A 19,503-nucleotide genomic window follows, 5' to 3' on the forward strand; every position below is an offset into this window, starting at 1 on the left:
TGGCCGACTATCGGCCGGGCTGGGCTGCCTGGCTCCAGGCCGGGGGAGCGCTCGCCCTGGCCAACCTGCGCGGGGGCGGGGAATACGGCACCTCCTGGTACGACCAGGGGCGGTTGGACGCGAAGCAGAACGTGTTCGACGACGCGATCGCCGTCGCCGAGGACCTCATCCACGCCGGCACAACCACGGCGGCCCAGTTAGCCGTCCACGGCCGCTCGAACGGGGGTCTGCTGGTCGGGGCACTCCTGACGCAGCGGCCTGACCTGTTCGCCGCAGCCTTGCCCAGCGTCGGCGTCCTGGATCTGCTGCGCTTCCACCGGTTCACCATCGGGGCGGCCTGGATCAGCGACTACGGCGACCCGGACACCCCGGAAGGCTTCGCGACTGCGTACGCATATTCGCCGCTGCATCGGGTCTCGCCCGGCGTGCGGTATCCGGCGACGCTGGTCTCCACCGCGGACCACGATGACCGGGTGGTGCCGCTGCACAGCTACAAGTTCGCCGCAGCGCTCCAGGCCGCCCAAGCCGGGGCGGCGCCGGTGCTGTTGCGGGTGGACACCGCCGCCGGTCATGGCGCGGGTAAGCCCACCGCCCAGATCTCCGCCGAGTGGGCCGACGTGCTCACCTTCGCCGCCGAACACACCGGGCTGCGGCCTGAGGAACCCGGCCGCTGATCGCGCCTGGGAGCAAGGCCCCATCGGCCCCTAGAATAGAATGCCGATGTCTGCCACCACACCCACGCTCACCTTCGACCCGTCCCTGCCGATCAGCGGGGCCGTCGAGGAGATCAGCGCCGCCCTGGCGGCGCATCAGGTGATCGTGGTGGCGGGGGAGACCGGCTCCGGCAAGACCACCCAGTTGCCGAAGATCGCGTTGGCGGCGGGTCGGACGAGGATCGCCCACACCCAGCCGCGGCGGATCGCGGCCCGTTCGGTCGCCACCCGGATCGCGCACGAGATGGGGGTCGACCTGGGCGGGGTCGTCGGCTATCAGGTGCGATTCACCCGCCAGGTCGGCAGGCAGACCGCACTCACGCTGATGACCGACGGGATCCTGCTCGCTCAGATCGCCCACGACCGGGATCTACGCGGCTACGACACGATCATCATCGACGAGGCCCACGAGCGATCACTCAACATCGACTTCCTGCTCGGCTATCTCAAACAGCTGCTGCCGCGACGCCCCGACCTGAAGGTCATCATCACCTCGGCGACGATCGACACCGCGCGGTTCAGCGCTCACTTCGACGACGCCCCCGTGATCGAGGTGTCGGGTCGCACGTTTCCGGTCGAACTGCTGTATGAACCGCTGGCCGGGCCTGATGATCTGGTCGAGGGGATAGCGCGGGCCGTGACGCAACTCCACGCCCTGGGCGACGGTGACATCTTGGTGTTCTGCTCCGGGGAGCGCGACATTCGCGACGCCGCCGACGCGATCACCGCCCTCAAACTGCCCCACACCGAGGTGCTGCCGTTGTACGCCCGGTTGTCGGCGGCGGAGCAGGACAAGGTGTTCACGCAGCACTCCGGCATGCGGGTCGTGCTGGCCACCAACGTCGCCGAGACGTCGTTGACCGTCCCCGGGATTCGCTCGGTGGTCGATCCGGGGCTGGCACGGATCAGCCGGTACTCGGCGCGCACCAAGGTGCAGCGACTGCCCATCGAGGAGATTTCTCAGGCTTCGGCGAACCAGCGCGCGGGGCGGTGCGGTCGTATCGGGCCAGGGATCGCGATCCGGCTCTACAGCGAGGATGACTTCGCCGCCCGCCCGGAGTTCACCGAACCGGAGATCCTGCGCACCAACCTGGCCAGCGTCATCCTGCAGATGGCCGACGCGAAGCTCGGGCCCATCGAGGAGTTCCCGTTCGTGGAGCCGCCCGACCGCAGCCAGGTGCGTGACGGCCTGCGGCTGCTGCGCGAACTGGGTGCCCTGGAGGAGTCCGATACCCACGGCTCGTCCGGTCAGCGGCTGACGACGACCGGACGCCTGCTCGCCCGGCTGCCCGTCGACCCGCGGCTGGGCCGCATGCTGGTGGAGGCCTCCCGGCGCGACGTCTCGGACGTCATGGTGCCCATCGTGGCCGCCCTCGCGATCCCCGATGTGCGCGAACGCCCGACCGAGCACCAGGCCGAGGCCGACGCGTCGCATCGACGCTTCTGGCTGCCAGTGGACACGGAGGGGAAGGAACGCGACGCCTCCGATCTGGCTGCCACCTGGCGGCTGTGGCGCTACCTACGTGGACAGCAGAAGGAACTGTCCGGCAACGCCTTCCGGCGGATGTGCCGCGATGAGTACCTGCACTTCCTCCGATTCCGCGAATGGCAGGACCTCACGACCCAACTCCGCGACATCAGCAAGGAGCTCCACCTGGGTCGGGGCGATGGCCCGCGACGGGGGCACGCGGTGGGCACCGGCTCCGAGCCGGACTGGGACGCCGTCCACACGGCGGCGCTGGCTGGCCTGCTGTCGCACGTCGGGCTCAAGGAGACGGCACGCGAACCGGCGGCCCCCGCACGGCGTGGTCGCCGCCCGTTGGCCGAGTACCGGGCGGCTCGCGGTGCACGGTACGCGATCCAGCCGGGCTCGGCGGCCGCGAAGGCCGAACCTCCGTTGGTCACCACGGTCGAACTGGTCGAGACGAGCCGGTTATGGGCGCGCACCGTGGCGCCCATCTCCGCAGACATGGTCGAAGAGGTCGGCGCCCACCTGCTCGTCCACCAGTACGGCGAGCCACACTGGTCGGCGTCCCGCGGACAGGCCGTGGCCGAGGAGCGCGTCCTGCTGCTGGGGGTGCCGATCGTCGCGGGCCGGACGATCGGCTACTCCCGCGTCGATCCGGTGGTCGCCAGGGAGATCTTCCTGCGCTCGGCACTCGTCGAGGGCGACTGGCGGACCCGTCACCACTTCTTCGCCCGCAATCAGCGGGCCCGGGCCGAGGCCGAGGAACTCGAGGAGCGCACCCGTCGGCGCGACATCGCCGCCGACGACGACGCCATCTACGCCTTCTACGACCGGCGCGTGCCGTCGAGCATCACCTCAGTCGCCGCCTTCGACCGGTGGTGGCGCGACAAGCGCCGCGAGGACGACCGCTTCCTCGACTTCCGGGTCGACGACCTGATCGAGGACCTGTCGTCGCTGGACGTCAGCGAGTTCCCCGACTCGTGGAGCGTCGGACCGGCCGAACTGCCCGTCACGTATGCCTTCGATCCGGGAGCCGGTCGCGACGGCGTCAGCGTCGAGGTCGACGTCAGCGTGTTGAACCAGGTCGAGGACGCGCCGTTCACCTGGCAGGTACCCGGGTTGCGCGCCGAACTTGCGACCGAACTCATCCGTGCGCTGCCCAAGAGCGTCCGCATCCGCTTCGTCCCGGCCCCGGACTGGGCCCGGCGCGCCCTGGTCTGGCTGGAGGGACGAGCCGAATGGGATCAGCGCCCGTTCCCCGACGCTTTCGCGGCCGCATTGGGAGCCTTGTCGGGGGAGCCGGTGCCCGCGTCGTTGTTCTCGCTGGCTGCGCTGCCCGAGCATCTGCGTGTGCGCTACGTCATCACCGACGGCCCTCGAACACTGGCTGAGGGGAAGGACTACGACTCGTTGCGCCGAGCCCACGCCCCTCAGCTGAGCCGGCACCTCAACGCCGACGCCGCCGGGCTGGCGCACGCCGGCGCCACCACCTGGGTCTTCGGGAGACTCCCCGCGACCGCGGAGGTGGCCCGCCGCGGCACCCCGCTGGTCGGCTATCCGGCCCTCGTGGATGAGGGCGACAAGGTTGGGGTCAAGGTCGCCAACACGGTGGAGCAGGCCACGCGCTGGCAGGCGCTGGGGCTTCGACGGCTGATCGCGGTGGACAGTCCCGACCCGACTCGTTCGGTGTTCTCCCGGCTGTCCAACACCGACAAGATCGCCCTGTCGTCGGGGCCATACGCCTCGGTGCAGGCGCTGCTGGCGGACGCCCGCCTGCGCGCCATCGCCGACCAGCTCGCTGCGCACCGCATCGATCCCGACGCGGTGCGCGATCCCGCAGCCTACGTCGCCGCCAAGGACGCCGTCCGACCCGACGTGGCCGACCGGATGCAGGCAGTGACCAAGCTGGCGGCGTCGATCCTGGCGCGCGCCTCGGCGATCCGGGCCGCGGTGGGCAACCAGGCGGGCCCGAGCGCCGCGGATGCCCGGGCGCAACTCGACAACCTCGTGTTCCCCGGCTTCGTCGCCGCCACCCCGGAGCCCCACTTCACTCGGATCGACCGCTACCTGCACGCCCTGCAGGTCCGGGTGGACGGTTGGCAGTCCCATCCGGCACGCGAACGCCAGCACATGGACACGATCAGCGCGCTCGAGGAGGGGTACGACGCGGCGATCGCGCACTACCCGGTGGGCGAACTCCCCGCCGACGCCGTCGAGGTCGGCTGGTTGCTGGAGGAGTTGCGGGTCAGCCTGTTCGCCCAGTCCTTGGGGACGGCGCAGTCCGTGTCGGCCAAGCGGGTGCGGGCCGCTATCGCGGCGTTGAGCCGGTCGGGGTCCGGCTACAGTGGCGGGCATGGCTGAGGGGGATCTGTACGCGGTTGATCCGGCGGTGCGGGCGAGTGTGCTCGGTACCCGGCCGATCCTGGTGCACCTTCTCGAGGGCTACATCGACGCGGGCCAAGTGGGGCATCAGGTGCGGGAGGCCCTTGAGGGCCTGGGCCCGCTGGAGCCGTTGGCACGGTTCGACCACGACGCGCTGCATGACTATCGCTCACGCCGCCCGCAGATGATCTTCGACCAGAACACCTGGCTGGAGATGGACGACCCCGACCTGGTGTTGTCGCGGGCCACCGACGCGGAGGGCCGGGCCTTCCTGCTGCTCACCGGTCCGGAACCCGATATGCGCTGGCGCGCAACTTTGTCAGCGGTGCTGGATCTTGCAGAGGACCTCGGTGCCTCCGAACTCGTGACCGTGCACGGGATCCCGATGGCGGTGCCGCACACCCGCCCCACGTTGGTCACCGGTCATGCCACGGACCCAGACCGCGCGCCCGGGAACCCGGTGTGGATCGACCGGGTGACGGTGCCGGGCAGCTTCTCCGCTGCCTTGGAGTTCCTGGCTGGCCGCCGGGGCCTGTTCGCACGGGGGTTCGTGGCGCACGTGCCGCACTACCTCGCCGCGGGCACCTACGCCCCGGCAGCCCTCGCCGTTTTGGAGCGGATCCGCGAGGCCACCGGACTGGCGCTCCCGCCAGGTGATCTCGCTGCGCGTTCCCTATCGACCCTGGCTCAACTGGAGGGTGAGGTGTCCGGCGACGGTGAACTTGGCCCTCTTGTCACCGCGCTGGAGGAACAGTACGACGACCTGGTGGCCGGCGGCGGCCGTTCGGTGCCGTCCGCCGATGAGATCGGTGCGGCGATCGAGCGCTTCTTGGCCGAGCACGACGACGAAGGGGATCCGGGTGGATCACATTGATCAGGTCCTCGACCTCCTGAACGTCGCGCGCGTGGCGCCCGACGTCTTCGTAGGCGAGAACCCGGACACCGATCTTCAGCGCGTCTTCGGCGGGCAGGTGATGGGGCAGGCCCTGCACGCCATGTACGCCACGATGGAGGAGGATCGGCTGGCGCACTCCATGAAGAGCTACTTCGTGCGTCCCGGGACGACGTCGGCCCCCATCCAGTACACCGTCGCGCGGACGCGGGACGGAGGCTCGTTCTCCTCCCGCAACGTGGTGGCGTCGCAAGGCGGGCAGGACATCTTCGTGATGTCCGCGTCCTTCAAGGTCGCCGAAGATGGTCTGGAGCACGCGACAGCGGCCCCCGCAGGCGTGCCGGAACCTGCCGCCTGCCCGCCGCTGTCGACGGTGCTGGGCGCCCTGTCGCCGCGCACCGCTGAGGTCTGGGAACGCGAGTGGGCCTCGTTGGACACGCGCTACATCCGCGGGACCGAGGACGCCGGAGGGGAGGATCCGCGGCTGCAGATCTGGTTCCGGGCGGTGGGGGAGATGCCGGAGGATCCGCGGCTGCACCAGATGGTGCTCGCCTATGCCTCCGACCTGACACTGCTGGCGGTCAGCACGCTGGCCCATCCGGAAGCATTCGGATCCCCCCGCCTGCAGATGGCGACCATCGATCACTCGATGTGGTTCCACCGGCCCATCCGCGCCGACCGTTGGGTGCTGTATGACCAGGTATCTCCGGACGCCAACAACGCCCTCGGCTTCTCGATGGGCTCATTGTTCGCCCACGACGGCACCTTGGGCGCTCATGCCGTGCAGGAGGGGCTGATCCGGATGGCGGACGCGCGTCCCCGCAACGGCCTGGTGTGAGAAGACGCGCGACGGGGCCGGATCCGAGGATCCGGCCCCGTCGCTATCTGAAGGGTGAGTGCGTGAAGCCCGGGTTGCGCCGTGGTGCCTGTCAGGCTGCGATCTGGGTGGTGCGCAGCTTCGCGATGGCCTGACGTTCGATCTGCCGCACCCGCTCCGCCGTGATGCCCCACACGCTGGCGATGTCGGCGAGCTTCGCCTGGCGGCCATCCATCAAGCCGTACCGGCGACGGACGACGTCGGCCGAGCGCGGATCGAGGTTGCCCAGCATGTCATCGAGCCGGGCACGATCCTCGGCATCCAGCACGACCTCGTCGGGGCCGGGCGTGGTGTCGCGGGCGAGCAGATCGCCCAAGGCCGTGTCGCCGTCTTCCTCCACGGGGGCGTCCAGCGACACGTGGTCGCGGGCGAGACGGAGCAGTTCGACGACTCGTTCCTCTTCGAGGTCCAGTTCATCGGCGATCTCGATGATCTCCGGCTCCCGGCCGAGCTTGCGCTCGAGGTTGCGGCGGGTGGCGGAGACCTGGTTGATCTGCTCGGCGACGTGGACGGGAAGCCGAACGATGCGGCTCTGCTGGGCGATGCCGCGGCTGATGGACTGCCGCACCCACCAGGTGGCGTAGGTGGAGAACTTGAAGCCCTTGGTGTAGTCGAACTTCTCCACGGCCCGGATGAGGCCGGTGTTTCCCTCCTGAACCAGGTCGAGCAGCGGCATCTGGGAGCGTCCGTACTTGCGCGCCACCGACACGACGAGGCGCAGGTTCGCGGTGATGAACTGCTTCATCGCGCGGCGTCCCTCGTCGGCCAGCGTCTCAAGTTCCTCGGGCGTGGCTTTGACGGCCTTGCGCCCGCCACGCTCCTTGAGCGTCAGTTGCCCGGCGAGGATGCCCTCGGCGTACAGACCGGCCTCGATGCGGCGGGCGAGCATCACTTCCTCTTCCGCGCTCAGCAGCGGCGTCTTGGCGATGCCGTCGAGGTAGAGGCCGACGGAATCCTTCCCGTCGATACCTTCGGAAGAGCGAATGCGGTGTGCGCTGGAGATCATGCGTCGTCCTTTCGTTCGTCACCCAGTACAACGCGAAAGATCTCGGATTTGTTCGCTCGTCCCCCTCAACGGGCCTTCAGCACCCCCCAAGCCTCCCGAATCGAGACCGTGGTCGTACGCCCATGTCCTCCCCTGTCGGGATGCCCGGCGCCGCGCTTCGATGCCCCTGTGCCGCGAGACCGCGCGGCGGGGCAAAGGTCAGGCGTCGATGCCGACCTGGTGCAAGAGCCACGCCAGTTGGAAGGCCCGCTCCTTCCAGGCCTTGTAACGGCCAGACACCCCGCCGTGCCCGGCCACCATCTCCGTCTTCAGCAGGATGGGGCGATCGGCGGGGTTGGTGACGGTGTCACGCAGCCGAGCCGTCCACTTGGCGGGTTCGGTCACCTCGACCCGGGTGTCGTTCAGGCTGGTCGTGATGAGGAGCGCCGGGTAGGGAACAGGCCGCACGTTCTCGTAGGGCGAGTAGCCCTTCATCGTGGCGTAGATATCCGGATCCGCGAGCGGATTGCCCCATTCCTCCCATTCCATGACGGTGAGCGGAAGATCGGGGTTCAGGATGGTGGTGAGGGGGTCGACGAAGGGCACCACCGCGTGCACCGCACGGAACAGGTCAGGGGCCAGGTTCACGGCGGCGCCCATGAGCAGACCGCCCGCAGAGCCGCCTTCGGCCATCAGCCGGTCCGCAGCGACATGGCCGTCGGCGATGAGCAGCCGACCTGCTTCGACGAAGTCGCTGAACGTGTTCGGCTTGGTCAACTCCTTGCCACCTTCGTACCAGGGGCGCCCCAGTTCGCCCCCTCCGCGCACGTGAGCGATCGCGAACACGACACCACGATCCAGCAGACTGAGCCGGCTCATGGCGAAGTAGGGCATGGTCGGAACCTCGTAGGCGCCGTATCCATAGAGGAGACCCGGCGCGCTGCCGTCCACCGGGGTGTCGCGACGCCGCACCAACGACACCGGGATGCGGGTTCCGTCCAGACCGGTCGCCCACAGCCGTTCGCTGACGTAGGCGTCGGGGTCGTACGGGCCGCGCGTCGGGTCGTCGAGGACGGGGGTGCGCTTCAGCAGCCGCCGATCACCCGTGTCGAGGCGGTACTCCCAGACCGACGGGGGAGTCACCAGGGACTCATAGCTGAACCGGAAGCGATCGGTGTCGAAGTCGGGGGCCTCCTCCGCGCCGACGTCGTAGAGCACTTCGTCGAACTGAAGCTCGAGGGTCTGACCCACGTTCCCGGCGGAATCCCGGGACAAGACGAGGACACCGGGCAGTCCGTCGGTGCGGTGCTCGACGACGATGGCGCGCTCGTAGACACTGACGCCCGTCAGACGACGGCGGGGATCCTCGGGGAGGACCAGTTCCCACTCCGCGCGCGAGGTCGCGGAGAACGGAGCCCGGCTGAGCGCGAACTGGGGGGCCTCGGCATTGTGGAGGATCCAGAGCCCGTCGGGGGCCACCTCGACCGAGTAGTCGACACCCTGTTCCCGGTCGGCGACCACTCGGGGGGTGGCCGTCGGGTCGGCGGCCGGGAGCAGGGACACTTCGCTGGTGAGCTTCGAGGAGGACTCGATGAGGACCCACCGGTGATCGCGGGAGTCGTCGACGCCGATCCAGAAGCGCTCATCGGGCTCCTCGGCCACGAGCGCGTCCGGTTCGTCGCCCAGGAGGTGGTGGCGCCACACCTGGTGGGGACGCCACGCGTCGTCCACGCGGGTGTAGAAGATCCAGTCGGCTCCGGCCCAGGCCCCGCCGGCGCCGATCCCGGAGATGGGGCCGTCGAGGGTTTCACCGGTGGCCAGATCGGTGATCCACAGGTCATAACGCTCGTCCCCTGAGGTGTCCAGCGAGTAGGCCAGGCGACGCCCGTCGGGGGAGACCTGGGCCAGACCCATGGAGAAGAAGGCGTGCCCCTCGGCCAGAGCCTGGGCGTCCAGCACGAGTTCCTCGCCCGCCGGGGCGGTGGTCACGTCCGGGATGGCATCGCGCGACGTGGCGGGAAGGCGATAGCTGCGGGGGTAGTCGAGACCCTCGGTGGTCCGCGAGTAGTACCAGTAGCTGGTGCCATCGGTGTGGGTGACATGGGTCGGCACCGACAGGTCGGTCTGCTTCGTCCGCGCCTTCAGTTCTTCGTAGATGGCCTCGGTGACCCCGTCGAGCCCGGCGGTCTCCTGATCGGTGTAGGCGTTCTCCGCCTCCAGGTACGCGATCAGTTCCGGATCGGCCTTGTCGGCCATCCAGTGATAAGGATCGAGGACCGCGTCACCATGGACGGTGCGCGTGTACGGGCGCTGCGGCGCGTCCGGGGCGGTGAGCTTGGATTCGGGCACGCCTTTCAGCGTAGCCGGGGTCTGAGAGACCGCAGGGCCGTGTACCACGACGGTCTGAGCCGGTCACCCATTTGGGTACGACCACAGGCCGTGGAAGAATGGCTATGCGCCGACCATTGACAAGTCCCGGGTCGGTCACGCCCAGGAGAGGTCCCCACGTGACTCCACGAAGCAGCGCCAGCGGCGCGTCCACCACCGCCAAGACCACCACGCGGTCCCGCGCGAAGGCAACCGAGTCGGAGGCGACCGAGGGCACCACCCCGCGCACCCGCAAGGCGCCGGCCGCCAAGCCTGCGGCACGTGGCCGGTCCAAGGCGAAGGCAGCCGAGCCCACCGTGGCCGACATGCTGCAGTCGGGCGTCACCGAGGTGTCCTTCAAGCGTGAGGGCAACGACGTCGTCCTGACCGTGGGGGGCAAGAAGCGCTCCCTCGACGAGGTCGACGAGAACGCGTTCGACCACAAGGAAGCGTCCAAGGACGAGAAGAAGATCAACGAGGACGAGGGGTTCTCGTTGTCGGATGCCGACGACGCCGACGAGCCGGAGCAACAGGTGATGGCCGCCGGTGCCACCGCGGACCCGGTGAAGGACTATCTGAAGCAGATCGGCAAGGTGGCGCTGCTGAACGCCGAGCAGGAGGTCACGCTCGCCAAGCGCATCGAAGCCGGTCTGTTCGCCGACGAGTCGATCACCGAAGACAAGGTCAAGCCCGCAGACTTGGAGGACTTCACCTGGATCGCCGCCGACGGTCGCCAGGCGAAGAACCATCTCCTGGAAGCCAACCTCCGCCTGGTCGTGAGCCTCGCCAAGCGCTACACGGGTCGCGGCATGCTGTTCTTGGACCTGATCCAGGAGGGCAACCTGGGCCTGATCCGCGCCGTGGAGAAGTTCGACTACACCAAGGGCTACAAGTTCTCCACCTACGCGACCTGGTGGATCAAGCAGGCGATCACCCGGGCCATGGCCGATCAGGCGCGCACCATCCGGATCCCGGTGCACATGGTGGAGGTCATCAACAAGCTCGCCCGGGTGCAGCGGCAGATGCTGCAGGATCTGGGTCGCGAACCCACCCCGGAGGAACTGGCCAAGGAACTCGACATGACGGCCGAGAAGGTCGTCGAGGTGCAGAAGTACGGTCGCGAACCGATCTCCTTGCACACTCCGCTGGGCGAGGACGGCGACTCCGAGTTCGGTGACCTGATCGAGGACTCCGAGGCGGTTGTTCCCGCCGAGGCAGTGAACTTCACGCTGCTGCAGGAGCAACTGCACGATGTGTTGGACACGTTGTCGGAGCGGGAGGCAGGCGTCGTCTCCATGCGATTCGGCCTGACCGATGGCCAGCCCAAGACCCTCGACGAGATCGGCAAGGTCTACGGCGTGACCCGCGAGCGGATCCGTCAGATCGAGTCGAAGACGATGAGCAAGCTGCGCCACCCGTCGCGTTCGCAGGTCCTGCGCGACTACCTGGACTGACCGCCAGCACTGAGCCCGGAGCCGTCGACGGTTCCGGGCTCAGTCATGCCCGGGCATCTCCAGCGCTCGCAGCGCAGCGGCGAAGGCAGCAGCCACGGGGGCATGGAACAGGACGAACCGCACTTCCTCGATCCCCGGTGTCGGATGCCCCGCCACTGCGGTGACGGCGATGCGTGCCGCCTCGTCGGGCGCCCAGCCGTACACGCCCGCGCCGACCGCAGGGAACGCGACCGTGTGCGCCCCCACTGCCACGGCCACATCCAGGCTGGCGGTGTAGCACGACGCCAACTGTGCGGGGTCGGTCTGCCCGACGTGCCGGTTGGGGCCGACGGTATGGATGACCCAGCGAGCGGGCAGGTCGAATCCGGGGGTCGCGACGGCGGCCCCGACGGGCAGCCCGTCCGGCCAGGAGGTGGCCCGCAGCGCACGGCATGCGTCCAGGAGCCGGGGGCCGGCCGCCGCGTGGAGGGCGCCGTCGACACCGCCGCCACCCAGCAGCGTGGAGTTGGCGGCGTTGACGACGGCGTCCACGTCTTGGAGCGTGAGGTCGCCGAGCAGGCAGGTCAGGCGCGTCATGAGGCCATTCTGCTCCGCGAGCGAGCGCGTAGGGTCGGGGCATGAGTAGCGTTCCCGTCTCCGTTCTCGACCTGGCGACCGTCTCGGCGGGGGCGACCACCGCCGACGCGCTCGGCGCCACCATCGATCTCGCGCGCGCCGCCGATGGGTTGGGTGCCCACCGGTTCTGGGTCGCTGAGCATCACAACATGGCATCGGTCGCCGCCACGAACCCGCCCGTCCTGGTCGGGGCCATCGCTGCCCGCACCGAACGCATCCGCGTCGGGTCGGGGGGTGTGATGCTTCCCAACCATTCGCCCTACGTGATCGCCGAGCAGTTCGCGATGCTCGAAGCGCTGCACCCGGGGCGGATCGATCTGGGACTGGGCCGCGCGCCGGGGGCGGACCCCATCACGTCCTGGGCGCTGCGGCGCAATCAGGAGGGGCTGGGGCACGAGGAGTTCACCGAGCATGTCAGGCTGTTGGAGGCCTGGCTGAGCCCCCATGGCGTCCACGCGGGGATGGGGCACACGCTCAAGGCCACCCCTGCTGCCGCGAGCTATCCGGAGATTTGGCTCCTGGGATCGTCGGACTACTCTGCCCGCCTTGCGGCTCAACTCGGCTTGAGCTTCGCCTACGCGGGACACTTCGGCCAACTCGACCCTACGTCCGTCATCGCCCTGTACCGGCAGGGGTTCCGGCCCGGATCCCGGTTGGCGTCCCCGCACAGCATGCTGTGCACGTCGGTGATCGCCGGGGCGACGGAGGAAGAGGCGCGGCACCTGGCTGCCCCGTCGGCCCTGCAATGGGTCAACCTGCGCCGCGACGTGCGCGAACCCATCCAGACTCCCGAGGAGGCGCAGCGACGCCTGGCGGCTCTGGACAGCGACGATGTGCAGGGGACCAAGGTCATCGGAACGCCCGCGCAGGTGCGCGCCGAACTCGATCGCCTGGTGAGCAGCACGGGCGTCGACGAACTGATGGTGGTCACCACCGCGCACGACGTCGCCACGAAGGTGGCCACGCTCGAGGCCGTTCTGGGCTGACGTGCGGCCGTGACGCACGAGGGCCCCGGCATCAGCCGGGGCCCTCGTCGCGGTGGAAAGTTCGTATCGTGACTCAGTTCACGCGGTTGGTCTCGTCCTGAATCTTCAGGGCCACCTGCTGCAGCTTGTCCTGGTGGGCGCGTGCGTGGTGAGCGCAGAACAAAAGCTCTCCGCCCGAAGGCATCGTGACCCGCAGGTAGGCCTGCGCGCCGCAGCGGTCACAACGATCCGCGGCGGTCAGTGCGTCCATCACCGAAGTGCTCATGGGCCGTTCCTTTCTCGGTTGGGTCAGGTCACCAGATAGAACGTGGATGCCCCGGCCTTTGTTCCCTTGCACGCAAGCTACCTCAGTGGATCAAGCGGCGGGGGCCGTATCGGGCGGTGTCACCGGATCGTCACGTGCCCACGGAGCGGTGCCATCGCCCTGTCGGTGCCGCCCAGTAGGGTGCTGGAGTGACTTCGACCGCCGCCGCCAAGCCCGAGAACCGCGAGTACGAGGCTCGTCATCTCCTCGTCCTGGAGGGGCTCGAGGCCGTCCGTAAGCGTCCCGCGATGTACATCGGCTCGACCGATACCCGCGGGCTGATGCACTGCATGTGGGAAATCATCGACAACGCGGTGGACGAGGCGCTCGCCGGGTACGGGCGGTCGATCACCGTCGTGCTGCACGGCGACGGGTCGGTGCAGGTCAACGATGTGGCGCGCGGCATGCCGGTCGATATCGAGCCACGGACGGGGCTGTCGGGCGTCGAGGTGATCTTCACCAAGCTCCACGCGGGGGGCAAGTTCGGCGGCGGGTCCTACAACGCGACCGGTGGCCTGCACGGCGTCGGCGCTTCGGTCGTCAACGCCTTGAGTGCGCGCCTCGATGTCGAGGTCGACCGCAACGGTGCCACCTGGGCGATGTCGTTTCGGCGCGGCGTCCCGGGCGTGTTCGACGGCCCCGGGCCCGAGGCTTCCTTCACCCCCGACAACACGTTGCGCGCGGTCGGGAAAGTGCGCCGGGGCGTCACCGGTACTCGCGTCCGCTACTGGCCCGACCGGCAGATCTTTCTCAAGGACGCCACCTTGTCGGGCACCCAGCTGGCGGCACGGGCCCGACAGACATCGTTCCTGGTGCCGGGCCTGGCAATCACGGTCGATGACCGGCGCGTCGCAGGAGACGAGCACACCGAGACGCATCTTCACGAGGGCGGGATCTCGGAGTTCGCCGATTATCTCAGCGAGGGCAACCCCGTCACCGACGTCCTGCGCCTGCAGGGCAGCGACCGGTTCACCGAGACCGTGCCGATGCTGGACGCCGCGGGCGCCATGACGCCTACGGATGTGGAGCGTGAGCTCGACGTCGACATCGCGCTGCGCTGGTCCGACGGCTACGACGCCAAGGTGGTGTCGTTCGTCAACATCATCGCCACCCCCAAGGGCGGTACGCACGTGCAAGGTTTCGAGCGTGGGATGGTGCGCGCGTTCGCGAAGGCGCTGGAGGGGAGCCGCCTGCTGAAGTCCGGCGAGGAGGTCCTCAAAGACGACATCCTCGAAGGGCTGACCGCCGTCGTCACCGTCCGGCTGGCCGAGCCCCAGTTCGAGGGACAGACCAAGGAGGTGCTGGGCACCCCGCCCGTGGCACGCCTGGCGATGCGGATCGTCGAGGCGGAGCTGACGGAGTTCCTCACCAGCCAGAAGGCGACGCAGCGGCCGCAGGCGCGTGCCGTCCTGGAGAAGGCGGTGGCGGCGTCACGCACGCGCGTCGCGGCCCGCACGCACAAGGAGAACCAGCGCCGCAAGACGGCGCTGGAGTCCAGCACGTTGCCGGCCAAGCTTGCTGACTGCCGCAGCTCCGACCAGAGCCGCAGCGAACTGTTCATCGTCGAGGGTGACTCCGCGATGGGAACGGCGAAGCTGGCCCGCAACTCGGAGTTTCAGGCGCTGCTTCCGATTCGCGGCAAGATCCTGAACGTGCAGAAGGCCTCGGTGGCCGACATGCTCAAGAACGCGGAGTGCGCGGCCATCATCCAGGTCGTGGGCGCGGGCTCGGGGAAGACCTGCGATCCCGATCAGAGCCGCTACGGCAAGATCATCTTCATGGCTGACGCCGACTCCGACGGCGCGCACATTCGTACCCTGCTGGCGACGCTCTTCTTCACCTACATGCGCCCGATGATCGAGGCGGGCCGGGTCTACACGGCCGTGCCCCCGCTGCATCGGTTCGAACTGAGCAAACCCCGCAAGGGGCAGGAGAAGTACGTCTACACCTACTCCGAGAGCGAGTACCACCGGAAGCTGGCCGAGCTCACGAAGAAGGGCGTAGCGTTCAAGGAGCCACAGCGCTACAAGGGCCTGGGGGAGATGGACGCCGACCAACTCAAGGACACCACCATGGACCCTCGCCATCGGCAGCTTCGCCGGATCACCGTGGAGCAGGGTGAGTCGTTGGAGCAGGCGCGGGTCACGTTCGAGAAGCTGATGGGCAACGATGTCGCCCCGCGCAAGGAGTTCATCATCGAAGGCGCGTTCGCGCTGGACGCCGAGCGCATCGACGCGTAGCGCACGACACGGAAAGGACCGGGCATGACGACGACCGAGACGGTGGGGGAGCACCCCCGTGGCTTCGATGATCTGGTGGCGGCGAACAAGCGCTACTCGATCTCCTTCCCGCACGGGTTCGACGGAATCGCTCACCAGGGCGTCCTCATCCTGACGTGCATGGACTCCCGTCTGGAGCCGCTGGAGATGTTCGGCCTACGCGTCGGCGAGGCGAAAATCCTCCGGACCGCGGGCGGACGCCTGACCCACCCGGCCCTGGCGGCGATGGTCATGGGCGTCCATAAGCTGAAGGTCAACCGGATCCTGATCGTGCCGCACACGCTGTGCGCGGCGGCCTCGGTGACCGAGGAGGAGCTACGCGACACCATCACCGACCTCTCCGGCGTTGACGCACACGATTTCAGCTTCGGCGTCGATCCCGACCAGATGGGCCGTCTGCGCGAGGACGTCGAGACCGTGCGCAGCAACCCGCTCGTCGGCCCGTTCGCGGAGGTGGGCGGTTTCCTCTACAACGTCGAGACGGGGTTGGTGGAGCAGATCCTGTGACCGCGTCCTGATGGCGAGGTCTCCCACCTGGCTCTCGTGTTTCTGCGAGGCCAGGGGTTGCTCTTCGCGTCCCGCTGGGATGGGGGGTCGCTACACGCCGCGTGTGAGGAGCACGCGTGAACCAACCCCTGTGATGGGCTGGGGAAGCGGATCCCCCGAGCCATCTCGGCGGCCGGTGGCCGGCGGCAGCTCCACCGGGCTTCCGGACGCCGCCGCAGCGATGGCAGGAGCGAGCCCGACCCATGCGAGCGTCAGCGCATCTTCGCCCTTCAGGAAGCGGTGGCAGCGCACGCCGCCCGTCGCGCGCCCCTTGCTGGGGTACTCGGCGAAGTCGGCGACCTTCACCAGGCCGGCCTCGGTTCCCGGGAGTGCGTCGGAGGAGCCGGAGACCGTCACGACGACGGCCTCCTGAGCCGGGGTCGCGCCGAAGAACACGACCTTCGCGCCGGTGGCGAGTTTGATCCCGGCCACGCCGCCGCCCGCACGCCCCTGCGGTCGCACAACGGAGGCGGGGAAGTGCAGCAACTGGGCGTCGGAGGTGACGAACACCAGCTCAGCCGCATCGTCGCCCAGTTCGAGGGCACCGATCACCTCGTCACCCGGCTCGAGCCGGACGATCTCCCATGAGTCCTTGCCGATCATCTCCGCCACCACGCGCTTGACGACGCCCTTGGCCGTCCCCAGCGCCCACCCGGCCGTGGCTTCGCTGAGCGTCGTCAGTCCCACGACGCGCTCGCCCTTGTCGAGGTTCAACAATTCGGTGACCCGGGCGCCCCCCTTCAGATTCGGCGCGTTGGCGGTCACCACGACGCTGGGCAGTTCGATGGCGTGTGCGCGTACGACGCGCCCCGCCGACGTGAGCACGCCGTACTCTCCGCGGGCCGTGGTGCGGACTGCCGCCACAATCACGTCGTGCTGGGCCCGGCGACCATCCTCGGGGATCGGGTCGGCGGTGTCGGCGCGGGCCAGCAACCCCGCCGAGCTCAGCATGACGACGCAGGGGTCGTCCGCGATCTCCAGGGGGCCCGCGGCGCTCACGGCTGCGCCCGCGCCCGCGAGCAGCACCGTGCGGCGCGGCGTCCCGTACGTCTTGGCGACCGCGTCCAGCTCGCGGGCGACGACGGCACGCAACTGCGCATCGTCGCCGATGATGGCCGCCAGTTCGTCGATGCGGCGCTGCAGGTCGTCGCGCTCTGATTCCAGCTCCAACCGACTGAACTTGGTCAGGCGGCGCAGTTGCAGATCGAGAATGTAGGTGGCCTGCGCATCCGACAGCTCGAAGACCTCGATCAGCTTCGCTCGCGCCTGGGCGACATCGTCCGACCCGCGGATGATCGCGATCACGTCGTCGATGTCGGCGATCGCGATGAGCAGGCCTTGCACCAGATGCAGCCGCTCCGACGCCTTGCGGTGCTGGAACCGCGTGCGTCGCAGCGTCACGGACAGCCGATGGTTGGTGTAGACCACGAGAGCGTCGCGCAGCGACAGCGTCTGCGGCTGACCCTCCACCAGGGCGACCATGTTGATGCCGAAGCTGTCTTCGAGTTTGGTCAGCTTGTACAACTGCTCCAGCATCGCGTCGGGGTTGATGCCGTTCTTGACCTCGATGACCAGCCGGGTGCCGTTGGCGAGATCGGTGAGGTCCTTGATGTCGGCGATGCCGGACAGCTTCTTGTTCTGCACCAGCGTCTTGATCTGGTCCATGATCTTCTCCGGACCGACCATGTAGGGCAGTTCGGTGACGACGATGCCCTTGCGGCGCGGAGAGGTTTGCTCGATCCGGGCGGTCGCTCGGATCTTGAAGGAGCCCCGACCACCGCGGTAGGCGTCTGCGACGCCGTCCAGCCCGACGATCTTCCCGCCGGTGGGCAGGTCCGGCCCGGGGACGAACCGCATCAGGTCCTCCACCTCGGCGGCGGGGTGCTGCAGCAGGTACTTGACGGCCTGGACGCATTCGATCAGGTTGTGCGGCGGGATGTTGGTGGCCATGCCGACGGCGATGCCGGTCGAGCCGTTGACCAGCAGATTCGGGAAAGCGGCCGGGAGGACGACCGGCTCATTCATCTTGCCGTCATAGTTGGGCCGGAAGTCGACGGTGTCCTCGTCGAGCTCGCTCGTCATCGCCGTCGCCGCGGGGGCCATCCGGCATTCGGTGTAGCGCATGGCTGCCGGGCCGGCGTCCAGCGATCCGAAGTTGCCGTGGCCGTCGACCACGGGCAGCCGCATGGCGAAGTCCTGCCCCAGCCGCACCAGCGCGTCATAGATGGCGGTGTCTCCGTGGGGGTGCAGCTTGCCCATGACATCGCCGACGACCCGAGCGCACTTCACGTGCGCCTTGTCGGGCCGGATGCCCATCTCATCCATCGAGTACAAGATGCGGCGCTGCACGGGCTTGAGCCCGTCGCGCGCGTCCGGAATGGCGCGCGCGTAGATCACCGAATACGCGTACTCGAGGAAGCTGGTCTCCATCTCCTCGGTGACGTCGATGTCGGTGATGAGCTCCTGCACATCGTCGTCCACCGGCGGCTTTGCTACCACAGGTCCCCCATATCGCTGATTGCCACCCGTCATTGTGACCGGTGGCGGCCCACCCTGGGCGATGCCACTCCGGGCCCGCCGTCAGTCGCGGCCCAGGTACCGATCCAGGACGCGACGCAGGCCGCGCCCGTCCGGTGCCCGGAAGACGGGGATGTCGCGTGGATGCTCGGAAGCGACCGCGAGCGGTTCCATCGTGCCATGGGCGAGGAACTGCTCGGCGGGGGAGAGCTGCCGGATGGCGATCGCGGTCACGTGCTCGGGGTGCGCTGCGGCGAACTCCCCGTAGACGGCCGGGTCGTGCTGCCCGTCGTCGCCGACGAAGAGCCAGCTGATGCCGGGGAAATCGATCGTGAGCTGCTGCAGGGCGCTGCGCTTGTGTTCAGGGCCGGACCGGAACCAGCCTGTGTTCGTGGGACCCCAATCGGTGAGCAGCATGGCTCCGCGCGGGTACCGGTGACGGCGCATGAAACGGGTCAGGAAGGCATGGGTGTTCCAGGCGCCGGTGGACAGGTAGAACACGGGCGAGCCGGGACGCCGGGCGAGCACGTCGTCGAGGAAGACGGCCATCCCGGGAACGGCGGTGCGCGCCTCCTCGCGCCGGAAGAACGAGTTCCAGGCTGAGATGAACAACCGCGGCACCATGGTGGTCAAGATGGTGTCGTCGATGTCGGAGATCACGCCGAAGGTCTGGTCCGATCCGACGATCTGCGCCTCGAACCCGACCGGCTCGGACGACGAGGTCTCCACGGTTCCCTGGCGCCAGCCCGGAGGCAGGTCATGATCGCGGATCCGGTGGTCGATGTACCCGCCCCGGTCACTCGTCCCGGTCACGCGGGTGCCGTCGAGGTGGATGACGTAGCGGGCGTGGACGCAAGGGGTGGTCAGGAAGTTGCGCCAGCCGCGGCGCTTGAGGAACTCCTCGGTGGCCTTGCCGAGCTGGCTGTCTTGGAACGGCGGGGAAAGCACCACGCGCCCCAGGACGCGGACGAACGTGGTGTCGCCGTAGGCGGTGTAGGGAATGACCCTTTCCTGCCAGCCGAGCATTCGGAAGAATCGCTCCACCCGCCGGTCCACGAAGAGTTCCCAGCGAGCGGCGATGAACGGCCGTTTGCTCATGGTGTCCTACCGTAACGGTT

13 protein-coding genes and 1 pseudogene are annotated in these 19,503 nt (G+C 68.6%); 8 read left to right on the forward strand and 6 right to left on the reverse strand.

Translation table 11 applies throughout. The features are described 5' to 3' along the window. The 4 genes from V7E09_RS03760 to V7E09_RS03775 form a co-directional block, all read left to right on the forward strand. A partial coding sequence (locus tag V7E09_RS03760; RefSeq protein ID WP_324523030.1) for a prolyl oligopeptidase family serine peptidase occupies positions 1-674 on the forward strand: 674 nt, incomplete at its 5' end. Positions 675-720: 46 nt separating this feature from the next. Further along, positions 721-4,542, forward strand: coding sequence for an ATP-dependent RNA helicase HrpA (gene hrpA / locus V7E09_RS03765; protein WP_324523031.1), 3,822 nt, complete (start codon positions 721-723; stop codon positions 4,540-4,542). Then, positions 4,535-5,437 (forward strand): PAC2 family protein, encoded by a 903-nt coding sequence (locus tag V7E09_RS03770; RefSeq protein ID WP_324511421.1) that lies wholly within the window; start codon positions 4,535-4,537, stop codon positions 5,435-5,437. The genes hrpA and V7E09_RS03770 overlap by 8 nt, the downstream gene beginning before the upstream one ends. Continuing rightward, positions 5,424-6,293, forward strand: coding sequence for an acyl-CoA thioesterase (locus V7E09_RS03775; protein WP_324511420.1), 870 nt, complete (start codon positions 5,424-5,426; stop codon positions 6,291-6,293). The genes V7E09_RS03770 and V7E09_RS03775 overlap by 14 nt, the downstream gene beginning before the upstream one ends. A gap of 91 nt (positions 6,294-6,384) precedes the next feature. Here V7E09_RS03775 and V7E09_RS03780 read toward each other — a convergent pair whose 3' ends face one another. Beyond that, positions 6,385-7,338, reverse strand: a complete 954-nt coding sequence (locus V7E09_RS03780) for a sigma-70 family RNA polymerase sigma factor (RefSeq protein ID WP_442956833.1) — start codon at positions 7,336-7,338, stop codon at positions 6,385-6,387. A 198-nt stretch (positions 7,339-7,536) separates the two neighbouring features. Then, positions 7,537-9,666, reverse strand: coding sequence for a S9 family peptidase (locus V7E09_RS03785; RefSeq protein ID WP_324511419.1), 2,130 nt, complete (start codon positions 9,664-9,666; stop codon positions 7,537-7,539). Positions 9,667-9,827: 161 nt separating this feature from the next. Between V7E09_RS03785 and V7E09_RS03790 the strand changes: the two are divergent. After that, positions 9,828-11,138: pseudogene (locus V7E09_RS03790) on the forward strand (RNA polymerase sigma factor); the annotation flags it as partial. Positions 11,139-11,177: 39 nt separating this feature from the next. Here V7E09_RS03790 and V7E09_RS03795 read toward each other — a convergent pair. Next, the gene (locus tag V7E09_RS03795; protein ID WP_324523033.1) at positions 11,178-11,714 is read right to left on the reverse strand and encodes an O-acetyl-ADP-ribose deacetylase; all 537 of its coding nucleotides are present in this window, start codon (positions 11,712-11,714) and stop codon (positions 11,178-11,180) included. 41 nt (positions 11,715-11,755) lie between these two features. On the opposite strand from V7E09_RS03795, the gene V7E09_RS03800 reads away from it, so the two are divergent. Further along, positions 11,756-12,739, forward strand: a complete 984-nt coding sequence (locus V7E09_RS03800; RefSeq protein WP_324509869.1) for an LLM class flavin-dependent oxidoreductase — start codon at positions 11,756-11,758, stop codon at positions 12,737-12,739. Between the two features lie 73 nt (positions 12,740-12,812). Here V7E09_RS03800 and V7E09_RS03805 read toward each other — a convergent pair whose 3' ends face one another. Further along, complete coding sequence (locus V7E09_RS03805) at positions 12,813-13,004, reverse strand: DUF7455 domain-containing protein (protein WP_324509868.1); 192 nt, start codon at positions 13,002-13,004, stop codon at positions 12,813-12,815. A gap of 188 nt (positions 13,005-13,192) precedes the next feature. On the opposite strand from V7E09_RS03805, the gene V7E09_RS03810 reads away from it, so the two are divergent. After that, positions 13,193-15,283: a DNA gyrase/topoisomerase IV subunit B gene (locus V7E09_RS03810; protein WP_324523034.1), complete on the forward strand. Its 2,091-nt coding sequence runs from the start codon at positions 13,193-13,195 to the stop codon at positions 15,281-15,283. A gap of 24 nt (positions 15,284-15,307) precedes the next feature. Continuing rightward, complete coding sequence (locus V7E09_RS03815) at positions 15,308-15,829, forward strand: beta-class carbonic anhydrase (RefSeq protein ID WP_324509864.1); 522 nt, start codon at positions 15,308-15,310, stop codon at positions 15,827-15,829. 90 nt (positions 15,830-15,919) lie between these two features. Here V7E09_RS03815 and V7E09_RS03820 read toward each other — a convergent pair whose 3' ends face one another. Beyond that, on the reverse strand, positions 15,920-18,400 hold the full coding sequence (locus tag V7E09_RS03820; RefSeq protein ID WP_324509863.1) for a DNA gyrase/topoisomerase IV subunit A: 2,481 nt from the start codon (positions 18,398-18,400) through the stop codon (positions 15,920-15,922). A 48-nt stretch (positions 18,401-18,448) separates the two neighbouring features. Then, positions 18,449-19,483 carry an App1 family protein gene (locus V7E09_RS03825; protein ID WP_324509861.1) on the reverse strand — a complete coding sequence of 345 codons (1,035 nt, stop codon included), beginning with the start codon at positions 19,481-19,483 and terminating at the stop codon, positions 18,449-18,451. Between the last annotated feature and the right edge of the window lie 20 nt (positions 19,484-19,503).

Source organism: Propioniciclava sp., from assembly GCF_036744435.1.
Classification (GTDB): Bacteria; Actinomycetota; Actinomycetes; order Propionibacteriales; family Propionibacteriaceae; genus Propioniciclava.